General features: G+C 65.0%; 20 protein-coding genes. 18 read left to right on the top strand and 2 right to left on the bottom strand.

Features of this window, described 5'->3' with window-relative positions:
* Window positions 1-25 precede the first annotated feature (25 nt).
* Window positions 26-2,650, top strand: coding sequence for an alanine--tRNA ligase (gene alaS, locus ACZ50Q_RS19595; protein ID WP_464079338.1), 2,625 nt, complete (start codon window positions 26-28; stop codon window positions 2,648-2,650).
* Window positions 2,650-2,919, top strand: a complete 270-nt coding sequence (locus tag ACZ50Q_RS19590) for a sulfurtransferase TusA family protein (RefSeq protein WP_464079337.1) — start codon at window positions 2,650-2,652, stop codon at window positions 2,917-2,919. The genes alaS and ACZ50Q_RS19590 overlap by 1 nt, the downstream gene beginning before the upstream one ends.
* A gap of 67 nt (window positions 2,920-2,986) precedes the next feature.
* Here the strand turns inward: ACZ50Q_RS19590 and ACZ50Q_RS19585 are convergent, their stop codons facing one another.
* On the bottom strand, window positions 2,987-3,568 hold the full coding sequence (locus ACZ50Q_RS19585; RefSeq protein WP_092582241.1) for a hypothetical protein: 582 nt from the start codon (window positions 3,566-3,568) through the stop codon (window positions 2,987-2,989).
* A 442-nt stretch (window positions 3,569-4,010) separates the two neighbouring features.
* Between ACZ50Q_RS19585 and rpsP the strand changes: the two genes are divergently transcribed.
* The 3 genes from rpsP (at window position 4,011) to trmD (ending at window position 5,907) form a co-directional block, all read left to right on the top strand.
* Entirely contained in the window at window positions 4,011-4,271 is a 261-nt protein-coding gene (gene rpsP / locus ACZ50Q_RS19580) for a 30S ribosomal protein S16 (RefSeq protein WP_008165084.1), read from the top strand.
* 146 nt (window positions 4,272-4,417) lie between these two features.
* On the top strand, window positions 4,418-5,035 hold the full coding sequence (gene rimM / locus ACZ50Q_RS19575) for a ribosome maturation factor RimM (protein ID WP_092582240.1): 618 nt from the start codon (window positions 4,418-4,420) through the stop codon (window positions 5,033-5,035).
* Window positions 5,035-5,907 carry a tRNA (guanosine(37)-N1)-methyltransferase TrmD gene (gene trmD, locus ACZ50Q_RS19570; RefSeq protein WP_464079336.1) on the top strand — a complete coding sequence of 291 codons (873 nt, stop codon included), beginning with the start codon at window positions 5,035-5,037 and terminating at the stop codon, window positions 5,905-5,907. Before rimM ends, trmD begins: the two co-directional genes overlap by 1 nt.
* A 192-nt stretch (window positions 5,908-6,099) precedes the next feature.
* On the opposite strand, the gene ACZ50Q_RS19565 is transcribed toward trmD, so the two are convergent.
* Window positions 6,100-8,994, bottom strand: a complete 2,895-nt coding sequence (locus ACZ50Q_RS19565) for a valine--tRNA ligase (protein WP_464079335.1) — start codon at window positions 8,992-8,994, stop codon at window positions 6,100-6,102.
* A gap of 422 nt (window positions 8,995-9,416) precedes the next feature.
* Between ACZ50Q_RS19565 and ndk the strand changes: the two genes are divergently transcribed.
* The 13 genes from ndk to hflC all read left to right on the top strand — a co-directional run bounded on the left by ndk (window position 9,417) and on the right by hflC (window position 22,270).
* On the top strand, window positions 9,417-9,842 hold the full coding sequence (gene ndk, locus ACZ50Q_RS19560; protein WP_076519905.1) for a nucleoside-diphosphate kinase: 426 nt from the start codon (window positions 9,417-9,419) through the stop codon (window positions 9,840-9,842).
* Window positions 9,843-9,951: 109 nt separating this feature from the next.
* The gene (gene rlmN, locus ACZ50Q_RS19555; RefSeq protein WP_464079334.1) at window positions 9,952-11,106 is read left to right on the top strand and encodes a dual-specificity RNA methyltransferase RlmN; all 1,155 of its coding nucleotides are present in this window, start codon (window positions 9,952-9,954) and stop codon (window positions 11,104-11,106) included.
* Complete coding sequence (locus tag ACZ50Q_RS19550; protein ID WP_076519907.1) at window positions 11,103-11,597, top strand: helix-turn-helix domain-containing protein; 495 nt, start codon at window positions 11,103-11,105, stop codon at window positions 11,595-11,597. The genes rlmN and ACZ50Q_RS19550 overlap by 4 nt, the downstream gene beginning before the upstream one ends.
* Before the next feature lie 14 nt (window positions 11,598-11,611).
* Window positions 11,612-12,898 (top strand): flavodoxin-dependent (E)-4-hydroxy-3-methylbut-2-enyl-diphosphate synthase, encoded by a 1,287-nt coding sequence (ispG, locus tag ACZ50Q_RS19545; RefSeq protein ID WP_056315698.1) that lies wholly within the window; start codon window positions 11,612-11,614, stop codon window positions 12,896-12,898.
* A gap of 54 nt (window positions 12,899-12,952) precedes the next feature.
* Window positions 12,953-14,239 carry a histidine--tRNA ligase gene (gene hisS, locus ACZ50Q_RS19540; RefSeq protein WP_092582276.1) on the top strand — a complete coding sequence of 429 codons (1,287 nt, stop codon included), beginning with the start codon at window positions 12,953-12,955 and terminating at the stop codon, window positions 14,237-14,239.
* 3 nt (window positions 14,240-14,242) lie between these two features.
* Window positions 14,243-14,881 (top strand): YfgM family protein, encoded by a 639-nt coding sequence (locus tag ACZ50Q_RS19535; protein ID WP_076519909.1) that lies wholly within the window; start codon window positions 14,243-14,245, stop codon window positions 14,879-14,881.
* 5 nt (window positions 14,882-14,886) lie between these two features.
* A complete protein-coding gene (gene bamB / locus ACZ50Q_RS19530) occupies window positions 14,887-16,044 on the top strand; it encodes an outer membrane protein assembly factor BamB (protein WP_464079333.1) in 1,158 nt (385 codons plus the stop codon).
* A gap of 26 nt (window positions 16,045-16,070) precedes the next feature.
* Window positions 16,071-17,423, top strand: a complete 1,353-nt coding sequence (der, locus tag ACZ50Q_RS19525; protein WP_076519911.1) for a ribosome biogenesis GTPase Der — start codon at window positions 16,071-16,073, stop codon at window positions 17,421-17,423.
* Between the two features lie 3 nt (window positions 17,424-17,426).
* Window positions 17,427-18,500: a histidinol-phosphate transaminase gene (hisC, locus tag ACZ50Q_RS19520; RefSeq protein ID WP_464079332.1), complete on the top strand. Its 1,074-nt coding sequence runs from the start codon at window positions 17,427-17,429 to the stop codon at window positions 18,498-18,500.
* 157 nt (window positions 18,501-18,657) lie between these two features.
* Complete coding sequence (hfq, locus tag ACZ50Q_RS19515; protein ID WP_006218585.1) at window positions 18,658-18,894, top strand: RNA chaperone Hfq; 237 nt, start codon at window positions 18,658-18,660, stop codon at window positions 18,892-18,894.
* A gap of 84 nt (window positions 18,895-18,978) precedes the next feature.
* Entirely contained in the window at window positions 18,979-20,085 is a 1,107-nt protein-coding gene (gene hflX, locus ACZ50Q_RS19510; protein ID WP_464079331.1) for a GTPase HflX, read from the top strand.
* Window positions 20,051-21,349: an FtsH protease activity modulator HflK gene (hflK, locus tag ACZ50Q_RS19505; protein WP_464079330.1), complete on the top strand. Its 1,299-nt coding sequence runs from the start codon at window positions 20,051-20,053 to the stop codon at window positions 21,347-21,349. The genes hflX and hflK overlap by 35 nt, the downstream gene beginning before the upstream one ends.
* An 18-nt stretch (window positions 21,350-21,367) precedes the next feature.
* Window positions 21,368-22,270, top strand: a complete 903-nt coding sequence (hflC, locus tag ACZ50Q_RS19500) for a protease modulator HflC (RefSeq protein ID WP_076519915.1) — start codon at window positions 21,368-21,370, stop codon at window positions 22,268-22,270.
* Window positions 22,271-22,303: the final 33 nt, after the last annotated feature.

Genomic DNA, 22,303 nt, shown 5'->3' with positions numbered 1-22,303 from the left:
CGCCCTAAATTCTGCTTCATCCACGATGAAATCCTCCGAGATTCGCCAGCAGTTCCTGCAATTCTTCAAGTCCAAGGGACACACCATCGTCCCTTCGTCGTCGCTCGTCCCCGGCAACGACCCGACCCTGCTCTTCACCAATTCGGGCATGGTCCAGTTCAAGGACGTCTTCACGGGCAAGGAATCGCGGTCGTACACGCGTGCAACCTCGTCGCAGCGCAGCGTGCGCGCCGGGGGCAAGCACAATGACCTGGAGAACGTGGGCTATACCGCCCGCCACCATACGTTCTTCGAAATGCTGGGCAATTTCAGCTTTGGCGACTACTTCAAGCGCGATGCCATCCAGTACGCATGGGAGCTGCTGACGCAGGTCTACAAGCTGCCGGCGGAAAAGCTCTGGGTCACGGTCTACCAGGAAGACGACGAGGCCTATGACATCTGGGCCAAGGAAGTCGGCGTGCCGACCGAGCGCATCATCCGCATCGGCGACAACAAGGGCGCGCGCTACGCCTCCGACAACTTCTGGCAGATGGCGGACACCGGCCCCTGCGGTCCGTGCTCGGAAATCTTCTTTGACCACGGCCCCGAGATCTGGGGCGGCCCTCCGGGATCCCCCGAAGAAGACGGCGACCGCTACATCGAAATCTGGAACCTCGTGTTCATGCAGTTCGAACGCGATGCCGCGGGCAACATGCCGCGCCTGCCGCGTCCCTGTGTCGATACCGGCATGGGTCTCGAGCGCATCGCCGCCGTGCTGCAGGGCGTGCATTCCAACTACGAAATCGACCTCTTCCAGCACCTCATTGCGGCCGCCGCGCGCGAAACCGGCATCAAGGATCTGGAAGACAACTCGCTCAAGGTCATCGCCGACCACATCCGCGCCTGCTCGTTCCTCATCGTCGACGGCGTGATCCCCAGCAACGAAGGCCGGGGCTACGTGCTGCGCCGCATCGTCCGCCGCGCCCTGCGCCACGGCTACAAGCTGGGCCAGACCAAGCCTTTCTTCCATCGCCTGGTGCCGGATCTCGTCGCCGAAATGGGCGAGGCCTATCCGGAGCTGGCCGCCGCGGCTGAGCGCGTGGCCCAGGTGCTCAAGCAGGAAGAAGAGCGCTTCGGCGAAACCCTCGAACACGGCATGCGCATCCTGGACACCGCCCTGGCCAACGTGCCCAAGGGCGGCGTGCTGGACGGCACCACGCTGTTCACGCTTTACGACACCTATGGCTTCCCGGTCGACCTCACCGCCGACATCTGCCGCGAACGTGAAGTCGAGGTCGACATGGCTGGCTTCGAAGTCGCCATGGAGCGCCAGCGCGACCAGGCCCGAGCCGCCGGCAAGTTCAAGATGGCCGAAGGCCTCAGCTACGAAGGCGCCGAGACGCGCTTCGAAGGCTACGAAAAACTTGAACTGGACAACGTCAAGGTCACGGCCCTGTACGTGGATGGCACGCAGGTCCAGCAAGTGCAGGCCGGCCAGAGCGCGGTCGTCGTGCTGGACGCCACCCCGTTCTACGCGGAGTCCGGCGGCCAGGTGGGCGACACCGGTCTCCTGCAAGCCGATGGCGTGCGTTTTGCCGTCGCCGACACCCTGAAAATCCAGGCTGGCGTGTCCGGCCACCATGGCGTGCTGGAATCCGGATCGCTGTCGGTCGGCGATACGCTGCTGGCGCGCGTGGACGCCGTGCGCCGCGCCCGCACGGTGCGCAACCACTCGGCCACGCACCTCATGCACAAGGCCCTGCGCCAGGTCCTGGGCGCGCACGTGCAACAGCGCGGCTCGCTCGTCGATCCCGACAAGACCCGTTTCGACTTTGCGCAGGACGCGCCGCTGACGGCCGAGCAGATCGCTCGCGTCGAAGCCATCGTCAACGCCGAAGTCCTGGCCAACCAGCCCACCGTTGCCCAGGTCATGGGCTATGACGACGCGGTCAAGGGCGGCGCCATGGCGCTGTTCGGCGAAAAATACGGCGATACGGTCCGCGTCCTCGATATCGGCTTTTCGCGTGAACTCTGCGGCGGCACGCACGTCAGCCGCACCGGCGACATCGGCCTGTTCAAGATCGTCTCCGAAGGCGGCGTCGCAGCGGGCGTACGTCGCATCGAAGCCATCACCGGCGATAACGCGCTCGCCTGGGTGCAGAACCAGAACGCCTTGCTGACCCAGGTCGCCGGCATGCTGCGCAGCACGCCCGCCGATCTGCCCGCGCGCATCGCGCAGGTGCAGGATCAGGTCAAGACGCTCGAAAAGGAACTGGAGCAATCGCGCAACAAGCTCGCTGCCAGCGCCGGCAACGATCTGGCGTCAAGCGCCGCTGTCGACGTCAAGGGCATCAAGGTCCTGGCGGCCAGCATCGGCGACGTCGATCCCAAGGCGCTGCGCGGCATGGTCGACAACCTGAAAGACCGCCTGAAGCCCGCTGTCGTGCTGCTGGCCACCGGTTCTGCCGATGGCAAGATCAGTGTCGTGGGTGGCGTCACGGCCGACCTGACCGACCGCATCAAGGCCGGTGATCTGGTGGGCTTTGTCGCCGGCCAGGTGGGCGGCAAGGGTGGCGGCCGTCCCGACATGGCCATGGGCGGCGGCACGGACATCGCCGCGCTCCCCGCGGCCATCGCCGGGGTGCAGAAGTGGGTGGACGAGCGCCTCTGATGAGCGACGGCGATTCCAGCCTCGATGCCGGCGCCCAGGCGCCGGCCTTCGAGCAAGAGGTCGATGCCAGCGGCCTGACCTGTCCCTTGCCCATTCTGCGGGCAAAGAAGGCGCTTGCGCAGATGGAAAGCGGACAGGTGGTGCGCGTCATCACTACCGACCGTAATGCCATCCGCGATTTCCAGGCCTTTGCCCGCCAGACTGGCAACACGCTGGTCGCGCAGCAAGAGGCCGAGGGGCGCTGCGTGCATTTCCTGCGCCGACGCTAGCGCGCCGACCTCCCGCGCCCAAACGTCAAGGCCCGCTCATCGCGGGCCTTGTTTCATGCCGCGCCGTCTATCTGTGGATGGCCGCGGCGACCGCCTGGGTGACCGTGAAGTCCACCAGATCGCCTTCCTTGAGCTGCTGAAGCTTTTCACGCAGGGCCGGGTCTCGGACCTGGATGGTGCGTCTGCCGCCCTGGGGGCCCTTCAATATGACCAGATTCGCGCTGCGATTGATATGCCAGATCTCGGCCGTGATCGTGGTCTGCCGGCCAATGGCGCCGCCCGGCATCGCGCCCTTGGCCGCGCGGGTGGCCGCAGTCTCGGTCACGACCTCCGGCGCGCCGGAGCCCGCCGGGCGCACGTCCACCGCCACGGACTCGTAATAGTCCAGCGTCAACGTGTCCCCCGGCTTGATTTGCTGGAAGTTGCGAATGTCCGGCCCGGCAACGATTTCCACGGTGTTGCCATCGGCGCCGCGCAGCGTGATCGTCCGGCTGGCCGGGTCCACCGCCGTGACCTGGCCCGACGCCGTGGTCAGTGCGGCGCCGATCACGCGCGCGGACGCGCCAGTAGGCAACGCAAGTGATCCCGCCAGTAGTCCAGCCACAGCCAGGCGCGCGACGGGAGCGAAGACTGATTTTTGGTTCTTCATGATGTGCACACTCCAGTGAAAGGTAGTTCGTGGGGGGGGAAGTGGGGCAAAAAGCAGGGACGTAGCCGCATGGTCCGATAAGTCCGGACGCCGGGCAGGGAGGCGGGGAGGGCGAGAAAGCGGTCGCTGGACGGCGACCAGCAAAGACGTGGCGTAGAGTTTTGCGCGGGTCGACATGAATCCGATCGCTCCAATCAGATTGCTCTTCAGACGCAACAACTGCTCAAACGCATTAAAACGGGCTGTTTGCAGGCACAAGCAGCGCGGGGAGGCTACACTTCGGGCTGCGGCGGGCCTGGGCCCTTGTTTTGTAGAATACCCGGATGTGGTGTTTTAGGATATAAATCGCGCCGCATCGCAGAATTCAGCACTCCCATTTGCCAGCAGGCTTTAATCAGTGCTAGAATTTCCCGTTTTTCACAACTAATTCAAGGGATTACCTATGGTGGTGATTCGCCTGGCCCGCGGTGGGTCCAAGAAGCGTCCGTTCTACAACCTGGTGGCCACCGATTCGCGTAACCGTCGCGATGGCCGTTTTATCGAGCGCGTGGGTTTTTACAACCCCGTGGCTAGCGAAGGCACGGAAAACCTGCGCATTGCGCTGGATCGCGTGCAGTACTGGACCGGCACCGGCGCGCAACTGTCGCCCGCCGTCGAGCGTCTGGTCAAGGAATACTCGGCCAAGGTTTCCGCTGCGGCCTGATTGCCCGCGTCGCGTATTTTTGGCTGATACTCTTGGCTGATGCTGATACGCGAGCTGCTGGTTTTTCCACGCTGAAAGCTACACGCTTGAAAGCTACCATTCATAGCTGATTCATAGCTATCTAAGCCCGATAAAGAGCACGATACATGCCTGATGCCGCAACCTCCAACGCGGCGCCCACGGATTTGGTCGAGCTTGGCCGCATCACTGCAGCCTACGGTGTGAAAGGCTGGGTTAAAGTGCAGCCGCATTCGGCCAACGCCGAAGTGCTGCTCTCAGCGTCTCAATGGTGGTTGACTCGCCCTGTGCCTGAATTGGCGCGGGGCGCTGTCGCGTCTGCACCTGTCGCAATTAAGGTCCTGCAAGCCCGTTCGCAGGGCGCCACCGTGGTGGCGCAACTGCAGGGCATCACGGATCGCGACCAGGCCGAGGCGCTGCGCGGGCATACCGTGCAGGCGCCGCGCGGGTCATTCCCCGCGCCCGAGGAAGACGAATACTACTGGGTCGATCTCATCGGTTGCGCGCTGTATTCCAGCGCCAACGGCGAACCCGCGCTGATAGGCGTGGTAAGCGAGGTCCTCGACAACGGTGCACATGCCGTGTTGAAGGTCCAGCTCCAGAAGGCTGGGGACCAAGGTCCCGAGACCCTGCTGGACGCCAAAGGCCGGCCCGCCGAAATGCTCGTTCCGTTCGTACGCGCGCACATCCACGCCGTCGATCTGGCTGCTCGCCGCATCGACAGCGATTGGCCCGCGGATTTCTGATGCGTATCGACGTCGTTACGCTGTTCCCCGAGATGTTCGGGGTGGTGCGCGACCTCGGCGTCACCGGCCGGGCCCATGCCCAGGGCCGGTGGCAGTTGCGCACCTGGAATCCGCGCGATTTCACCCACGACGTGCATCGCACCGTGGACGACCGCCCCTACGGCGGGGGTCCGGGCATGGTCATGATGGCCGGCCCCCTGGAGGCCGCCGTGAGTGCGGCTCAGCGATCCCGCGCCGAACAAGGCCTGGATCCCGCGCCGGTCGCGCTGCTGGCCCCCGTTGGCCGGCGCTATGACCAGGCGGGCGCCGAAGCCCTGGCCGCCAGCGATGGCCTCATCCTCATCTGCGGCCGCTACGAAGGCGTCGACCAGCGGTTCATCGATCGCTGCGTCACCCATGAAATCTCCCTGGGCGACTTCGTGCTGTCCGGCGGAGAGATCGCCGCGCTCGCGGTGATCGATGCCGCCGTGCGCCTCTTGCCCGGCGTGCTCAATGATGGTGACTCCGCCCTGCAGGATTCGTTCAACGACACCTTGTCCGGTCTGCTGGACAGCCCGCACTACACGCGCCCGGAAGTCTATGAGGGCGAGCCGGTGCCGGCGCCCTTGTTGAGCGGGCATCATGCCAATATCGCGCGTTGGCGCCGTGAGCGCTCGCTGGCGTTGACCGCGGCGCGGCGGCCCGAGCTCATCGATGCGGCCCGAGCCAAGGGCTGGCTGAACAAGCTGGATGAGCGTTTCCTGGCCGAGCTGGCCGGGTCGCCGCTTCCTGCCGACACGACGCCTTCCCGCCGCCGCCGGCCGCGCAAGGCGTCAGGCGCCGACACCGCGCCTTCCACGGCCGGCGCTTCCAAGCCGACCGACGCCGCCTGACGTCTCCGCCGGCCGTTTCCCCCTGATTTTTCCGCAGGGGTCTCCGCCCCGCCTGTCCGTCATCGGCCGCACGTCGCCGTCACGCGCCTGCGCCTGCGCCCGCGATGCGCCGGATCCCAGTCTGCGCGGCAAACAAAACAAAAGCCCCGGAACGTGTCCGGGGCTTCTGGGTTGCTGCGCGCGAAGCGGAGATCAGTCCCCCAGCTTGGCGCGCTGCTCCTGCACCTTCTGCAGGGTCTCGCCAAACTGCGCCATGCGCGCCTTCTCCTGTTCGACCACGGCCGCGGGGGCGCGTTCGACGAAGCTGGCGTTGGACAGCTTGCCCTGGGCCTTGGCGATCTCGCCGGTCAGGCGTGCGATCTCCTTGTCCAGGCGCACACGCTCGGCCGCCACGTCGACTTCAACGTGCAGCATCAGGCGGCTGGAACCCACGACCTGCACAGGGGCGCCGGCGTCGGGCAGGGCGTCCAGCACCTCAACCTGGCTCAGCTTGGCCAGCGCGGCCAGGTACGGCGCGTTGCGGGTCAGCATGGGTGCGTCGCCCTGGGCGCACAGCGGCACCTTCTGGGCGGGCGACAGGTTCATCTCGCCGCGCAGCGCACGGACGGCCTCGACCTGCGCCTTCAGTTCGGCCACCGCGGCCTCGGCGGCCGCGTCCACGGCTTGCGGATTGGCCTTCGGATAGGGCTGCACGCTGACGCTGTCGGCGACGCCTTCCTTGCGCTTGCCCGCCACGACGGACACCTTCTGCCACAGCTCTTCCGTGATGAACGGAATGATCGGATGGGCCAGGCGCAGCACGCATTCCAGCACGCGGATCAGCGTGCGGCGCGTGCCGAGTTGCTGGGCCGGCGTGCCGGTCTGGATCTGCACCTTGGCCAGTTCCAGGTACCAGTCGCAGTACTCGTCCCACACGTAGCGGTAGAGCGCGTTGGCGATGTTGTCGAAGCGGTAGTCGGCAAAGCCGCGCGCCACGTCGGCTTCCAGGGTCTGCATCTGGCTGACGATCCAGCGGTCGACGAAGGACAGCTCGCCGGCGTCTGTCACCGTCAGGTCGTGGCCTTCGGTGTTCATCAGCACGAAGCGCGTGGCGTTCCACAGCTTGTTGCAGAAGTTGCGGTAGCCCTCGCAACGCTTGAGGTCGAAATTGATGTTGCGGCCCAGCGTGGCGTAGGCGGCCATCGTGAAGCGCAGCGCGTCGGTGCCGTAGGCGGGGATGCCGTCCGGATACTGGCGGCGTGTCGCTTTTTCGATCGCGCCGGCCTGCTTGGGGTTCATCAGGCCGTAGGTGCGCTTGGCCACCAGGCCGTCCAGGTCGATGCCGTCGATCAGGTCCACCGGGTCCAGCGTGTTGCCCTTGGACTTGCTCATCTTCTGGCCGTCGGCGTCGCGGATCAAGCCGTGCACATAGACGTGCTTGAACGGAATCTGGCCGGTCATGTGCGTGGTCAGCATGACCATGCGCGCCACCCAGAAGAAGATGATGTCAAAGCCCGTGACCAGGACGCTGGAGGGCAGATAGCGCTGCAGGTCCGGCGTGTTTTCCGGCCAGCCCAGCGTGGTGAAGGGCACCAGGCCCGACGAGAACCAGGTGTCCAGCACGTCCGGATCGCGCGTGAGCGGGCCCGACACGCCGGCGGCGCGGGCCTGTTCGATGGCTTCGGCTTCGTCGTGGGCGACGAACACCTGGCCGTCTTCCGAATACCACGCTGGAATCTGGTGGCCCCACCAGAGCTGGCGCGAAATGCACCAATCCTGGATGTTGTTGAGCCACTGGTTGTAGATGGTGGTCCAGTTCTCGGGGTAGAACTGGATGCGGCCGTCGGCCACCACTTCGAGCGCGACCTCGGTGATGCTCTTGCCGGGATTCAGCGTGCCTTCCGGCGCGGGCTTGCTCATGGCCACGAACCACTGATCGGTCAGCATGGGCTCCAGCACGACGCCAGTGCGGTCGCCCTTGGGCTGCATCATTTTGTGCGGCTCGACCTTGACCAGATAGCCTTCGGCTTCCAGTTGCGCCACAACGGCCTTGCGCGCCTCGTAGCGTTCCATGCCCTGGAACTGCTTGGGGCCGTTCTCGTTGATGTGCGCGTCCAGCGTGAAGATCACGATCAGCGGCAGATCGTGGCGCATCGCGCAGGCGTAGTCGTTGAAATCATGCGCGCCGGTGATCTTCACGCAGCCCGTGCCGAAGGCCGGGTCGACGAAATCGTCGGCGATGATGGGAATGTTGCGGTCGCACAGCGGCAGTTCGACTTCCTTGCCGACCAGGTGCTTGTAACGGGGGTCGTCGGGGTGGACGCACAGGGCGCCGTCGGCCAGCATGGTCTCGGGGCGGGTGGTGGCGATGGTCATGCCGCGCAGCGTGACCGTCTGGCCGTCCTTGTCGACGATGGTTTGCGGGCCATCGACGAAGGGGTAGAGGATGTGCCACATGTGGCCATCGGTCTCTTCGGACTGGACTTCCAGGTCGGAAACGGCCGTCAGCAGCTTGGGGTCCCAGTTGACCAGGCGCTTGCCGCGGTAGATCAGTCCCTGTTTATGCAGGCGGACAAAGGTTTCCACCACGCCGCGCGACATGCGCTCGTCCATGGTGAAGTACTCGCGCGGCCAGTCGGCCGACGCGCCCAGGCGGCGCACCTGCTCGGTGATGGCGCTGCCGGATTTTTCCTTCCATTCCCACACTTTCTCGACGAACTTTTCGCGGCCCAGGTCGTGGCGCGAAACCTTTTGCGCGTCGAGCTGTCTTTCAACGACGATCTGCGTGGCGATGCCGGCGTGGTCGGTGCCCGGGATGAACACGGTGTCGTCGCCGGACATGCGGTGGTAGCGGATCAGCCCGTCCATGATGGTCTGGTTGAACGCGTGGCCCATGTGCAGCGTGCCGGTCACGTTGGGCGGCGGGAACTGGATGACGTAGGGCTGGCTTTCCGTCCCCGTTTCTACGTGCTGGCCGCCGGCGAAGTAGCCGCGCTTGTCCCACTCGGCATACCAGCGGGATTCCAGTTCGGAGGGTTCGAAGCTCTTGGAGAGTTCCGGGGTTTCGCCGGCGATGGGCGCGGCGTTCGGGGGAGCAGCTTGAGTCATTACTAAGTTCCGGCAGACAGGGGCGCCCGGATAGGACGCGGGCAGCAAACCGCTCATTTTAAGATGTAATGCGGTCTTCTCAGCGTGTTAGAATACCGGGTTACTGTAAACCTTTTAGAAGTCCCTGAATTCATTGAGGATTCCTTCGGAAATGCGCGCAGAATCGTCCAGATTCACCCGCATCCGGAATCCCGCAGGCAATCCGGGACGCCTCCGACAGGTCGGCAGTGTCGAATCCTGTCCTGGTAGGTGGAACAGAGCGGCCCGAGGCACCCATTCGTTTCGGATCGCCTGCGCGCCAAGGGCGCGACACGCTCGTAGACGGCACCGAACGGTGGCATCGAAGGGCGGCATCGCCAAGCGCAGAGCCCCGCCAGGCAATTAACTAGAAACCCGTCAGAAATCAGTTTTCGGAGTCTTTTATGTCCATCCAACGCACCCTCTCGATCATCAAGCCCGACGCCGTCGCCAAGAACGTGATCGGCCAGATCGTCGGCCGTTTCGAGCAAGCCGGCCTGAAGGTCATCGCCGCCCGCCTGGCCCAGCTGTCGCGCGCCGACGCCGAGCGTTTCTACGCCGTGCACAAGGAACGCCCCTTCTTCAAGGACCTGGTCGACTTCATGATCTCGGGCCCCGTGTTCGTGCAAGTCCTGGAAGGCGAAGACGCCATCCAGAAGAACCGCGACCTGATGGGCGCCACCGACCCCAAGAAGGCCGCCCCGGGCACCATCCGCGCCGACTTCGCCGACAGCATCGACGCCAACGCCGTCCACGGCTCGGATGCCCCGGAAACGGCTGCCGTCGAAGTGGCTTTCTTCTTCCCCGAAATCAACATCCACAGCCGTTGATTTTTGGCTTGAGTTGTTGAGATCGCTTCAGCTTCAGTCCAGGCCTCGGCGTCAGTCTTTGTCTTGGCTCTGGCTTTAGCTCTAGCTTCTGTTTTGGTTTTACCTGGTTATGGAATCCGTCGAACGAATCAATCTGCTGGGGCTGGACAGCTCCGCCCTGTCCGAACTGGTCGGACAGTGGGGCGGCAAGCCGTTTCGTGCCCGCCAGTTGCAGCGCTGGATGCACCAGCGCGGCGCCGATTCGTTCGACGCCATGACCGACCTGGCCCGCGAATTCCGCGGCCAACTGGCCACGCACTGCCGCATTGAGGCGTTGCCCGTCAACATCGAGCAGCGCTCGGCCGACGGCACCCGCAAGTGGCTGTTCGACGTGGGGCAGGGCAATGCCATCGAAACCGTCTTCATTCCCGAAGACGACCGCGGCACGCTGTGCATTTCCAGCCAGGCTGGCTGCGTGGTGAATTGCCGCTTCTGCTCGACCGGGCACCAGGGCTTCAACCGCAACCTGAAGACCAGCGAGATCATCGGCCAGTTGTGGTGGGCCAAGCGCGTGCTCGAAGCCGACATCGGCACCGCCCGCCTGGAAGGCGCCCGCGCCACCGAAGACACCCGCGTCATCAGCAACGTCGTCATGATGGGCATGGGCGAACCCCTGCTCAACTACGACCAGGTCCTGCCGGCCCTGCGTCTCATGCTGGACGACAACGCCTATGGCCTGTCGCGCCGCCGCGTCACGGTGTCCACCTCCGGCGTGGTCCCCATGATGGACCGCCTGTCGCAGGACTGTCCCGTGGCGCTGGCCGTATCGCTGCACGCGCCCAACGACGCGCTGCGCGACGAACTGGTGCCGCTGAACAAGAAGTACCCGCTGAAGGAGTTGCTGGCCGCTTGCGAACGCTACCTGGCGTTCGCCCCGCGCGACTTCATCACATTCGAATACTGCATGCTGGACGGCATCAACGACACCGACCAGCACGCCAAGGAACTGATCCACATTGCACGCCAGGTGCGCTGCAAGCTCAACCTGATCCCGTTCAACCCCTTCCCCGCGTCCGGCCTGAAGCGCTCGAGCTCGGCGCGGGTGAAAGTGTTTGCCCAGCGTCTCATGGACGCCGGCATCATCACGACGGTCCGCAAGACCCGGGGCGACGACATCGATGCGGCTTGCGGCCAACTGGCCGGAGAGGTGCGCGACCGCACTCGGATCACCGAGCGCAACGCCGCACAGCGCCAGACCATACCAATCAGACAGGTGCACGCATGACGCAGGATATCGCTTCTGCAGTTTCCGAACCGTCCGCCGGCGCCTCGGGCAGCGTGGGCGCCGCATTGCGCGGCTTGCGCCAGTCCAAGGGCTGGTCGCTCGACGAAGTGTCCAGCCGCATCAAGTTTTCCACCAAGCAGATCGAAGCCCTTGAAAACGAGCAGTGGGACAACCTGCCCACCGGCGTTTCCTTGCGCGGCCTGGTCCGCAACTACGCGCGCCTGCTGGGCGCCGATGCGCAGGCCATCGTCGATTCGCTCGATCCCAAGGCCCGCGCCACCGGCCCGGCCAAGCTGAGCCCGAGTTCTCTGCACTCGGCGCATTCCATTCCGCAATCCAGCGCCGACGACGACCGCTCGTCCACGACGTCCTGGGGATGGCTCATCGCCATCGTGCTGGTGCTGGCCGCTGGCGTGGCGTATGCCTTCTGGCAAGGCTGGTTGCCGCAGCACTGGCTGCCGGCCGACTGGCTGCCCAAACCGACCAAGTAACCCGGTTCCACCCGATGCAAGATTCTTCTCTGCCTTGCCAGGATGCGCCGCCTCCCCCGGTGGGGGCCGCGGCGCGCCGCGCCACGCGCTCCGTCGCGGTGAAGTGGGGCGATCGCGTCGTCACCGTGGGCGGCGACGCCCCGGTCGTGGTCCAGTCCATGACCAACACCGACACCGCGGACGCCATCGCCACCGCCATCCAGGTCAAAGAGTTGGCCCAGGCCGGCTCCGAACTGGTGCGCATCACGGTGAACACGCCCGAAGCGGCCCGCGAAGTCGTCGCCATCCGCGAACAGCTCGACCGCATGGGCGTGAACGTGCCGCTGGTGGGGGACTTCCACTACAACGGCCACAAGCTGCTGACGCAATTCCCGGAGTGCGCCCAGGCGCTGTCCAAGTACCGCATCAACCCCGGCAACATGGGCGGCGGCAAACGCCGCGACGATAACTTCGCGCAAATGATCGAAGTCGCCTGCCGCTATGACAAGCCGGTGCGCATCGGCGTCAACTGGGGCAGCCTCGATCACGAACTCATGGCGCGCAAGATGGACGAAAACAGCCGTCGCGCCCAGCCGTGGGAAGCGCAAGCCGTCATGCGCGACGCGCTGGTCGTGTCGGCCATCAGCAATGCCCAGCGCGCCGAAGAACTCGGCCTGCGGCGCGACGCCATCATCCTGTCGTGCAAGGTCAGCCACGTCCAGGACCTGATCGCCGTCTATCGCGACCTGTCCGCCCGTTGCGACTACCCGCTCCATCTGGGCCTGACCGAAGCCGGCATGGGCAGCAAGGGCATCGTGGCTTCCACGGCCGCGCTGGCCGTGCTGCTGCAGCAGGGCATCGGCGACACCATCCGCATTTCGCTCACGCCCGAACCGGGCGGCGAGCGCAGCCGCGAAGCCATCGTCGCGCAGGAAATCCTGCAGACCATGGGCCTGCGCGCCTTCACGCCCATGGTCGTCGCCTGCCCGGGTTGCGGCCGCACCAGCAGCACGTTCTTCCAGGAATTGGCCGACAGCATTCAGTCGTTCCTGCGCCGGCAGATGCCCGTGTGGCGCACGCAGTACCCCGGCGTCGAGAGCATGAACGTCGCGGTGATGGGCTGTGTGGTCAATGGGCCGGGCGAAAGCCGTCACGCCGACATCGGCATCAGCCTGCCGGGCACCGGCGAAGTGCCGGCCGCGCCTGTGTTCGTTGACGGCGAGCGGACGGTCACGCTCAAGGGCGACCATATCGCCGAAGAGTTCCAGGCCATCGTTGAAGAATACGTTGCGCGCCGCTATGGCGCGCTCGCCTCTCACTAAAGTAAGGGTGTAGCCGCTGGCGCGCTTCCCGGCGCGCGGCGCGGCATGATCAAGATGACTCAAGCTTTCCAGAAAGTCGCCGCCATACGCGGCATGAATGACCTGCTTCCGGGGGCGAGCGCCCGCTGGGAGCAATTCGAGGAAATCGTGCGCGGCTGGCTGCGCGGCTATGGCTATCGCAATGTGCGTACGCCCGTGCTTGAGCATACGCGCCTGTTCGCGCGCGGCATCGGTGAAGTCACCGACATCGTCGAAAAAGAAATGTACACGTTCACCGACGCGCTCAACGGCGAGTCGCTGACCATGCGCCCCGAGATGACCGCGGGCATCGTGCGTGCCTCCATCGAACACAACCTGCTCTATGACCGCCCGCAGCGCGTCTACTCCATCGGCCCCGTGTTCCGCCACGAGCGCCCGCAGCGCGGCCGCTACCGCCAGTTCCACCAGATCGACGTCGAAGCGCTCGGTTTCGCCGGTCCCGACGTGGACGCGGAACTCATCGTCATGCTGGCCCGACTCTGGAAACTGCTGGGCCTGAAGGACGTGCGCCTCGAACTGAATTCGCTGGGCCAGCCCGCCGAGCGCGCCGCGCATCGCGCCGCCCTGATCCAGCATCTGGAAAAGCACCGCGACGTCCTCGACGAAGACGGCCAGCGCCGCATGTACAGCAACCCGCTGCGCGTGCTGGACACGAAGAATCCCGCCATGCAGGAGATGGCGGACAGCGCGCCGCGCCTGTTCGACTTCCTGGGCGAAGAATCCCGCGCGCACTTCGAAGGCGTGTGCCAGCGCCTGACCGACGCCGGCATCGAGTACCGCCTGAACCCGCGTCTGGTGCGCGGCCTGGACTACTACAACCTCACCGTTTTCGAGTGGGTCACGGATCGCCTCGGCTCGCAGGGCACGGTCTGCGGCGGCGGCCGCTATGACGGCCTGGTCGAACTGCTGGGCGGCAAGCCGGCGCCCGCCGTGGGCTTTGCCATCGGCATGGAACGCCTGCTCGACCTGTGGGAGCAGAGCGTCGATATCGCCGCGCCCGCCGAGTGCGACGTCTATGTCGTGCACCAGGGCGAAGAGGCGCAGCGCCTGGCCGCGCGCGTCGGCGAAGACCTGCGCGACGCGGGTCTGTCGGTCATCGTGCATGCCGGATCGGCGGGCTTCAAGTCGCAATTCAAGCGCGCGGACGCCAGCGGCGCCCGCGTTGCGGTTATTCTTGGCGCCGACGAAGTGGCTACGCAGACCGCCAGCGTCAAGTTCCTGCGCGCGCAGGAACAGGGCGAGGCGGCCCAGCAGCAGGTGCCGCTGGCGAAGCTGGCCGACGCATTGAACAACAAGGGTTAAGGCATGGCATACGATCTGGAAGAACAGGAAAAACTCGACGCGATCAAGGCGTGGTGGGCCCGCTACGGGACGCTCGTACTCACGCTGGTGACGGTCGTGCTCCTGGCCTGGGGCGGCTGGTGGGGCTGGAAGGCGTATGAATCGCATCGCGCCAACCAGGCCATGGGTTACTTCGAGGCTCTCGAAGATGCGGCCCGCCTGGGTGGCGCCGATTCCGCGGTGCGCATCAAGACGGCCGCCGCGACGCTGCGCGAAAAGTATCCGAACACCGGCTATGCCGCCCGCGGCGCCCTCGTGGCCGCTCAGGCGCTGCAGGCCCAGAAAGATGACGCCGGCGCGCGCGAACAGCTCGAATGGCTGGCCGGCCAGAACAAGAACCCGTCCATGCAGGCCGTGGCGCGCTTGCGCCTGGCGGGCATGATGCTGGACCAGAAGCAATACGATGCCGCCCTGGCGCAGTTGAACAACCCGCCGGCAGCCTTTGCCGCCTTGTTCGCCGACCGCCGTGGCGATGTCCTGGCTGCGCAAGGCAAGCGTGACGAGGCCCGCGCGGCATGGCAGAGCGCCATCGATGGCCTGGGCCAGGCCAATCCCCTGACCCAGGTTGTGCAACTGAAACTGGATGCCTTGAGCGGAGCGTGACTGTAATGCGTAAATTTGCACCTGGCCGCACGTGGCGCGGCGCCGTTTTGCTGGCCAGCCTGCTGGCCCTGGGCGGTTGCGGCATGTTTTCCCATGATGACGGCCGCTACGACCCCGCTCCCCTGACCGAATACAAGGCCGGCATGTCCGTGCGCCAGGTCTGGTCCACGTCGATCGGCAGCGGCTCGGGCCTGGGTTTCGCGCCCACCGTGCTCGGGGACGCCATCTACGCCGCCACGCCTGACGGCTCCGTGGGCAAGTTCGATCTGCAGAGCGGCCGCGTCATCTGGAAGGCTGACGTCGACGGCAAGTTGTCCGCCGGCGCGGGCAGCGACGGCACCACCACCGCCGTGGCCTCGCCCAGTGGCGACGTCATCGCTTTCGACGACACGGGCAAGGTCAAGTGGAAGGTCCGCGCCACCAGCGACGTCAGCATTCCGCCGGTCGTCGGCTATGGCATCGTCGTCGTGCGTAGCGGCGACTATCGCATCCAGGCATTCGACGCCAACAGCGGCGAACGCGTCTGGAGCGTGCAGCGCCCCGGGCCCTCGCTCGCCTTGCGCAGCGTGTCGCAGATGGTGCTGGCCGAAGGCCTGGTGATCACCGGCCTGCCCGGCGGCAAGCTCATGGCCATCGCTTCCAACAGCGGTAACGTTCAATGGGAAGGCACCGTGGCCACGCCCCGCGGCGCCAGCGACCTGGAACGGCTGACCGACGTGGTCGGCGCCCCGCGCATTGCCGGCAACCTGCTGTGCGCGGTCGCCTATCAGGGACGCATTGTCTGCTTCGACGTCACCGCCGGCGGCCGTCCGCTCTGGGCAAAGGACTTCTCCAGCGTCAGCGGCCTCACGCTGGACGACCGATTTGCCTATTCCGCCGACCAGAACAGTGTGGTAAACGCATTTGCGCTGGATAATGGGGGCAATCTCTGGAAACAGGCCGCCCTGAAGAACCGCCAGCTCACCGCACCGGCTATGCTGGGGGGAGCGCTGGCAGTGGGCGACCTGGACGGATACATGCACTTCCTGTCGCGCAGCGACGGCAGCCTGATGGCGCGCCTGTCCGTGGGCGGAGGCGCCATCGTTTCGCCGCCGCAAACGACCCCCCAAGGCGTGCTGGTCCAGACGGGCAATGGCAATCTCGTCATGATCGGCACCAACTGAAACCCATAAAGCAAAACCCTTACACCGTGTCTTTCAAGCCTGTCGTTGCCCTGGTCGGCCGCCCCAATGTGGGGAAATCGACCCTTTTCAATCGCCTGACGCGATCGCGCGCCGCGCTGGTGGCCGATTATTCCGGCCTGACCCGCGATCGCCATTACGGCGAGGGCAGGGTGGGCGATATTCCGTTCATCGCCATCGATACGGGTGGCTTCGAGCCCGTCGCGAAGGATGGCATCCTGCTGGAAATGGCCCGCCAGACGCGCCAGGCCATCGCCGAGGCGGACGTCGTCGTGTTCCTGGTGGACGCGCGAGCCGGCCTCAATGCGCACGACCACGAAATCGCCAAGCTCCTGCGCAAGTCGGGCCAGCAACGCGTCCTGCTGGCCGTGAACAAGGCCGAAGGCATGGGCCTGGGGCCCGCCATCGCCGAGTTCCACGAGCTCGGCCTGGGCCAGCCTTACCCCATTTCGGCGGCGCACGGCGACGGCATCGTCGACCTGATCGAACTGGCGCTCAAGGACCTGGCCGAACCGCCCGCTGAAGCCGAGCCTGCCGAAGAAGGCGAGCACGATCACCGCATCAAGCTGGCAATCGTCGGTCGCCCGAACGTGGGCAAGTCCACGCTGATCAACACCTTCCTGGGCGAAGAGCGCGTCATCGCCTTCGACATGCCCGGCACCACGCGCGACGCCATCGAAATCGATTTCGACCGCGACGGCCGGCGTTACACGCTGATCGACACGGCCGGCCTGCGCAAGCGCGGCAAGGTGTTCGAGGCGGTCGAAAAGTTCTCCGTCATCAAGACCTTGCAGGCCATCGAGGCCAGCAACGTCGTGCTGCTCATGCTGGACGCGCAGACCGAAATCTCCGAGCAGGACGCGCACATCGCCGGGTTCGTGCTGGAAACCGGCCGTGCGGTAGTGGTGGCCGTCAACAAGTGGGACGGCCTGGACAGCGAAGAAAAGGAACGCATCGAGCGCGAGTTCAATCGCAAGCTGCGATTCCTGTCGTTCGCGCGCGTGCACACGATTTCCGCGCTGCGCGGGCAGGGCATCAAGCCTTTGCTCAAGTCCATCAATGCCGCGCACGCCGCCGCGTTCGCCAAGCTGTCCACGCCCAAGCTCACGCGCGAGCTGCAGCTTGCGGTCGAGCAGCAGCAGCCTCCCCGCAAGGGCATCTTCCGCCCCAAGATGCGCTACGCGCACCAGGGCGGCCAGAACCCGCCGCTGGTGGTCATCCACGGCAATGCGCTGGACGCGATTCCCGACTCGTACCGCCGCTATCTCGAAACGCGATTCCGCAATGCGTTCGACCTGGCCGGCACGCCGCTGCGCATCGAATTCAAGTCTTCGCACAACCCCTACGCGCAGGAAAGCTGATCCATGAGCCGTTTCTGGAGTCCCGTAGTCGGGACGCTCAGTCCCTATGTCCCGGGCGAGCAGCCCAAGCTTCAGAACCTGGTCAAGCTGAACACCAACGAGCATCCTTACGGGCCTTCGCCCAAGGTGCTCGATGCGATCCGCGAGGCCTGCGACGACACGCTCAAGCTTTATCCGGATCCTTCCTCCGATCGCCTGCGCCAGGCCATCGCCTCGACCGTCGGCGTGCAGCCGGGGCAGGTGTTCGTGGGCAATGGTTCCGACGAAGTCCTGGCGCACGCTTTCCTGGCCCTGCTCAAGCATGATCGGCCTCTGCGGTTCCCGGACATCACCTACAGCTTCTATCCGGTGTATTGCGGTCTGTACGCCATCGATTTCGAAACGATGCCGCTCACCGCGGACTTCCGCATCGATGTGGAAGACTACCTGCCCGCGCGCCACGGACAGGCGGGCGCCATCATCTTCCCGAATCCCAACGCGCCCACCGGCCGAGCGCTTGCCGCCGCCGAGGTCGAACGCATCGTTGCCGGCAATCCCGACACGGTGGTCGTCGTCGACGAAGCCTACGTGGATTTCGGCGCGGAATCGGTCATCCCGCTCGTCTCGCGCTACGACAACCTGCTCGTTGTGCAGACGCTCTCGAAGTCCCGCTCGCTCGCGGGCCTGCGGGTGGGGTTCGCCGTCGGCAGCGCCGCGCTGATCGACGGACTCGAGCGGGTAAAGAACAGTTTCAACTCCTACCCCATCGACCGGCTGGCATCCGTCGGCGCAGTAGCGGCCCTGGAAGATACGGAGTACTTTGAGAAAACCCGCTGCGCCGTGATCGAAACCCGCTCACGCATGACGACGGGGCTGGAATCGCTGGGCTTCGAAGTGCTGCCGTCCGCCGCGAACTTCGTGTTCGCGCGGCACCCTTCGAAAGACGCCGCGATGCTGGCCGCGGCCTTGCGCGAGCGCAGCATCATCGTTCGACATTTCCGTCATGCGCGCATCGATCAGTTCCTGCGCATCACGGTGGGTACCGACACGCAGTGCGACCTGCTGCTGGAAGCGCTTGCGCAGGTACTGCAGGCGTGATTTTCAGGGGCGTTTGAGCTGGAAAACTCTGGTCTCATTTTTGCTTCCCGGCCAAGTAGCACGGGCCGGGAAAACCCTGTAGAGTACGTGTTTCGGCGTGCACCACCAGTACAAAAAGCACGCCACCACTCAATAACAAACAAATGGAGCCTGGCCAATGAGCAATAAAGGGCAAACTCTGCAAGATCCGTTCCTCAACACGCTGCGCAAGGATCATGTGCCCGTGTCGATCTATCTCGTGAACGGCATCAAGCTTCAAGGGCAAATCGAATCTTTCGACCAGTACGTCGTGTTGCTGCGCAATACCGTCACCCAAATGGTCTACAAGCACGCCATCTCCACCGTCGTTCCCGCGCGTGCCGTCAATTTTCAAGTGGAAGTCCCTGCTGAGTAATCTCGCTCCAGCTTTACCTTTTATTGCCCGCCGGACGGTTCTCGTCGGCGGGCATTTTCGCTTTGGCTCCAATATGGTGCATGTATGCGCGCTCTGATCATCAGCGTGGATCTGGGTGACCCAGACTTCACGGCCCATGCCGAGGAATTCGCCATGCTGGCCAAGGGCGCGGGCGCCGAAATCGTCGGCACCCTGACCGCCCGTCGGGACCGTCCCGACGCCAAGTTCTTCATCGGCTCGGGCAAAGCCGACGAGGGGGTTGCGATGGCGCAGGCCTTGCTTGCGGATATCGTCCTTTTCGACCAGCCTTTGTCGCCGGCCCAGCAACGCAACCTCGAGCGCGTCTTCAACCTGCGCGTCGTCGATCGCGTTGCGCTCATCCTGGACATCTTCGCGCTGCGCGCAAAGAGCCACGAAGGGAAACTGCAGGTCGAACTGGCGCAGCTCCAGCATCTGGCCACGCGCCTGACGCGCATGTGGAGCCACTTGGAGCGCCAGCGCGGCGGCATCGGCATGCGCGGCCCCGGCGAATCCCAGCTCGAAATGGACCGCCGCATGATCGGCGCCAAGGTCAAGACGCTGCGTGAGCGGCTGGACAAGGTCGAGCGCCAGCGCGTCACGCAACGCCGCGCCCGCGCGCGGGGCGGGGCGCTGTCGGTGTCGCTGGTCGGCTATACCAACGCCGGCAAGTCGACCTTGTTCAATGCCCTGACCCGCGCAGACGCCTACGCCGCTGACCAGTTGTTCGCCACGCTGGACACGACCACGCGGCGCATCTGGGTCGAAGGAGCGGGTTCGGTGGTGATATCCGATACGGTCGGCTTCATCCGCGACCTGCCCCACAACCTGATCGCCGCCTTCCGGGCCACGCTTGAAGAAACCGTGCACGCCGATCTGCTCCTGCATGTGGTGGATGCGGCCAGTCCGCAACGGGATGAGCAGATCTTCGAGGTGAACAAGGTGCTCGCCGAAATCGGCGCTGCCGCGATTCCGACCATTCTGGTATACAACAAGATAGATCGGGCGGGACTGGAACCGCGGGTCGAGCGCGATGCACATGGTACGATTGCGCGAGTATTTGTAAGCGCCACCGAGCGCGCCGGTTTGGACGCGTTGCGCGGGGCAATTGCGGAGACCGGACAGATTGTGGGAAACAATGCCGCGAATTATCAAACTCTTCAATCTGAATGACCCCGGCTGGGGTCGCGGAAACAACAATGGCTCCGAGCCGCCGCCCAAGCGGCCTCAGCGCGACGGAGACGGCCCACCCGACCTGGACGAGGTCTGGCGCGATTTCAATAATCGCATCGGCAACCTGTTCGGCCGCAAGGGCGGGGGCGGCAACAACCGGCCCGGCAATCGTGGCGGCATGACGCCGCCTTCCCCGCGTGGCACGCGTATCGGCCTGGGCGTCATCGCCCTGGTCGCGGTGGGCATCTGGCTGGCCAGCGGCTTCTACATCGTGCAAGAAGGCCAGGTCGCGGTCGTGACCCAGTTCGGCAAATACAAGAGCACGTCGCAAGCCGGTTTCCAGTGGCGCCTGCCGTATCCGATCCAAAGCCATGAAATGGTCAACGTGTCGCAACTGCGCACGTTCGAAGTCGGTTTCCGCGGCGGTGCGCGCAACAAGGTCCTCCCTGAAGCGCTGATGCTCACCACGGACGAGAACATCGTCGACATGCAGTTCGTGGTCCAGTACCGTCTGCGCGCCGATGGCGCGCCTGACTACCTCTTCATGACGCGTGACCCGGACGAATCCGTCCGCCAGGCCTCCGAAACCGCGATGCGCGAAGTCGTGGGCAAGCAGTCCATGGACTTCGTGCTGTACGAAGGCCGTACGACCGTCGCCTCGCAGGTGCAGGCGCTGATGCAGCAGATCCTGGATCGCTACCAGACCGGCGTGCAGGTCAGCACCGTCGCCATCCAGAACGTGCAGCCGCCCGAGCAGGTCCAGGCCGCGTTCGACGACGCCGTCAAGGCGGGCCAGGATCGCGAGCGCCAGATCAACGAAGGCCAAGCCTACGCCAACCAGGTCGTGCCGCTTGCAAGCGGTCAGGCCTCGCGCATGGTCGAACAGGCCGAAGGCTACAAGGCCAAGGTCGTCGGCGACGCGCAGGGTAATACGTCGCGCTTCACCAGCATCCTGGGCGAGTACGAGAAGTCACCCCTGGTCATGCGTCAGCGCATGTACCTGGAAAGCATGCAGGACATCTTCACGCGCGCCAGCAAAGTTATGGTCGACACCAAGAGCAACAACAACATGTTGTACCTGCCCCTGGACAAGATCATGCACCTGGCCGCTCAGGACGGGGGCAAGTCCAATGTCGGCAATCCCGGTTCGCCCGCTCTGGTCTCTCCGCCTGTCCAGCCTCCGCGTGGCACTGCCACGCCGGCGCCGCAGCCTTCCGGCAGCAGCACGAGCAACACGCTGCCCCGCGACCGTATGTCGCGCTAATCCGGAGGAGTCCCGAACATGAATCGTCTTATGCCCATCCTGGTCGGCCTGCTCATCGTGCTGGCCCTGCTTTCCTCCAGCGTGTTCGTCGTGCGCGAGCGCGACTACGCACTGGTGTTCTCGCTCGGCGAGGTCCGCAAGGTCATCAGCGAACCTGGCCTGTATTTCAAACTTCCGCCGCCGTTCCAGAATGTCGTCACGCTCGACAAGCGCATTCTGACCATCGAAACCAACGAAGCCGAGCGTATCCAGACGTCGGAAAAGAAAAACCTCCTGATCGATTCCTACGTCAAGTGGCGCATCGCGGATCCCCGCCTGTTCTACGTGACGTTCGGCGGCAATGAGCGTGCGGCGCAAGAGCGCCTGCAAGCACAGATCCGCGACGCGCTGAACGCGTCGGTCAACGTGCGCACGGTGCGGGATGTCGTCTCCACCGAGCGCGACAAGATCATGGCGGAAATCCTGACCAACGTCGCCAAGCGCGCCGAGCCCCTTGGCGTGCAGATCGTCGACGTGCGTCTGCGCCGGATCGAGTTCGCGCCGGAGATCTCGGAATCGGTGTACCGCCGCATGGAGGCCGAACGCACGCGCGTCGCCAACGAGCTGCGTTCCATCGGCGCCGCCGAAGGCGAGAAGATCCGCGCCGAAGCCGACCGCCAGCGCGAAGTCATCGTCGCCCAGGCGTACGCCAAGGCACAGGGCATCATGGGTGAGGGCGATGCCGCTGCGGCAGCGATCTACTCCCAGGCTTACGGCAAGAACCCGGACTTCTACACGTACTACAAGAGCCTGGAAGCCTATCGCGCCTCGTTCTCCAGGCCGGGCGACGTGCTGGTGGTCGACCCCAGCTCCAGCTTCTTCCAGTTCATGAAGGATCCGGCTGGCGCCGCGCTGGCGCCTGTCACTGTGCCGGCCAAGTGATGCGCAAGCGGTAGCGCCAGCGCGCCGCAGGCA

The organism is Achromobacter sp. T5-5, from assembly GCF_055397965.1.
This window is presented reverse-complemented; position numbering and strand designations above follow the sequence as displayed.

Coding starts and splice junctions, on each gene's coding strand:
- alaS (WP_464079338.1), top strand. CDS start 26: ATGAAATCCTCCGAGATTCGCCAGCAGTTCCTGCAATTCTTCAAGTCC.
- ACZ50Q_RS19590 (WP_464079337.1), top strand. CDS start 2,650: ATGAGCGACGGCGATTCCAGCCTCGATGCCGGCGCCCAGGCGCCGGCC.
- ACZ50Q_RS19585 (WP_092582241.1), bottom strand. CDS start 3,568: ATGAAGAACCAAAAATCAGTCTTCGCTCCCGTCGCGCGCCTGGCTGTG.
- rpsP (WP_008165084.1), top strand. CDS start 4,011: ATGGTGGTGATTCGCCTGGCCCGCGGTGGGTCCAAGAAGCGTCCGTTC.
- rimM (WP_092582240.1), top strand. CDS start 4,418: ATGCCTGATGCCGCAACCTCCAACGCGGCGCCCACGGATTTGGTCGAG.
- trmD (WP_464079336.1), top strand. CDS start 5,035: ATGCGTATCGACGTCGTTACGCTGTTCCCCGAGATGTTCGGGGTGGTG.
- ACZ50Q_RS19565 (WP_464079335.1), bottom strand. CDS start 8,994: ATGACTCAAGCTGCTCCCCCGAACGCCGCGCCCATCGCCGGCGAAACC.
- ndk (WP_076519905.1), top strand. CDS start 9,417: ATGTCCATCCAACGCACCCTCTCGATCATCAAGCCCGACGCCGTCGCC.
- rlmN (WP_464079334.1), top strand. CDS start 9,952: ATGGAATCCGTCGAACGAATCAATCTGCTGGGGCTGGACAGCTCCGCC.
- ACZ50Q_RS19550 (WP_076519907.1), top strand. CDS start 11,103: ATGACGCAGGATATCGCTTCTGCAGTTTCCGAACCGTCCGCCGGCGCC.
- ispG (WP_056315698.1), top strand. CDS start 11,612: ATGCAAGATTCTTCTCTGCCTTGCCAGGATGCGCCGCCTCCCCCGGTG.
- hisS (WP_092582276.1), top strand. CDS start 12,953: ATGACTCAAGCTTTCCAGAAAGTCGCCGCCATACGCGGCATGAATGAC.
- ACZ50Q_RS19535 (WP_076519909.1), top strand. CDS start 14,243: ATGGCATACGATCTGGAAGAACAGGAAAAACTCGACGCGATCAAGGCG.
- bamB (WP_464079333.1), top strand. CDS start 14,887: ATGCGTAAATTTGCACCTGGCCGCACGTGGCGCGGCGCCGTTTTGCTG.
- hisC (WP_464079332.1), top strand. CDS start 17,427: ATGAGCCGTTTCTGGAGTCCCGTAGTCGGGACGCTCAGTCCCTATGTC.
- hfq (WP_006218585.1), top strand. CDS start 18,658: ATGAGCAATAAAGGGCAAACTCTGCAAGATCCGTTCCTCAACACGCTG.
- hflX (WP_464079331.1), top strand. CDS start 18,979: ATGCGCGCTCTGATCATCAGCGTGGATCTGGGTGACCCAGACTTCACG.
- hflK (WP_464079330.1), top strand. CDS start 20,051: ATGCCGCGAATTATCAAACTCTTCAATCTGAATGACCCCGGCTGGGGT.
- hflC (WP_076519915.1), top strand. CDS start 21,368: ATGAATCGTCTTATGCCCATCCTGGTCGGCCTGCTCATCGTGCTGGCC.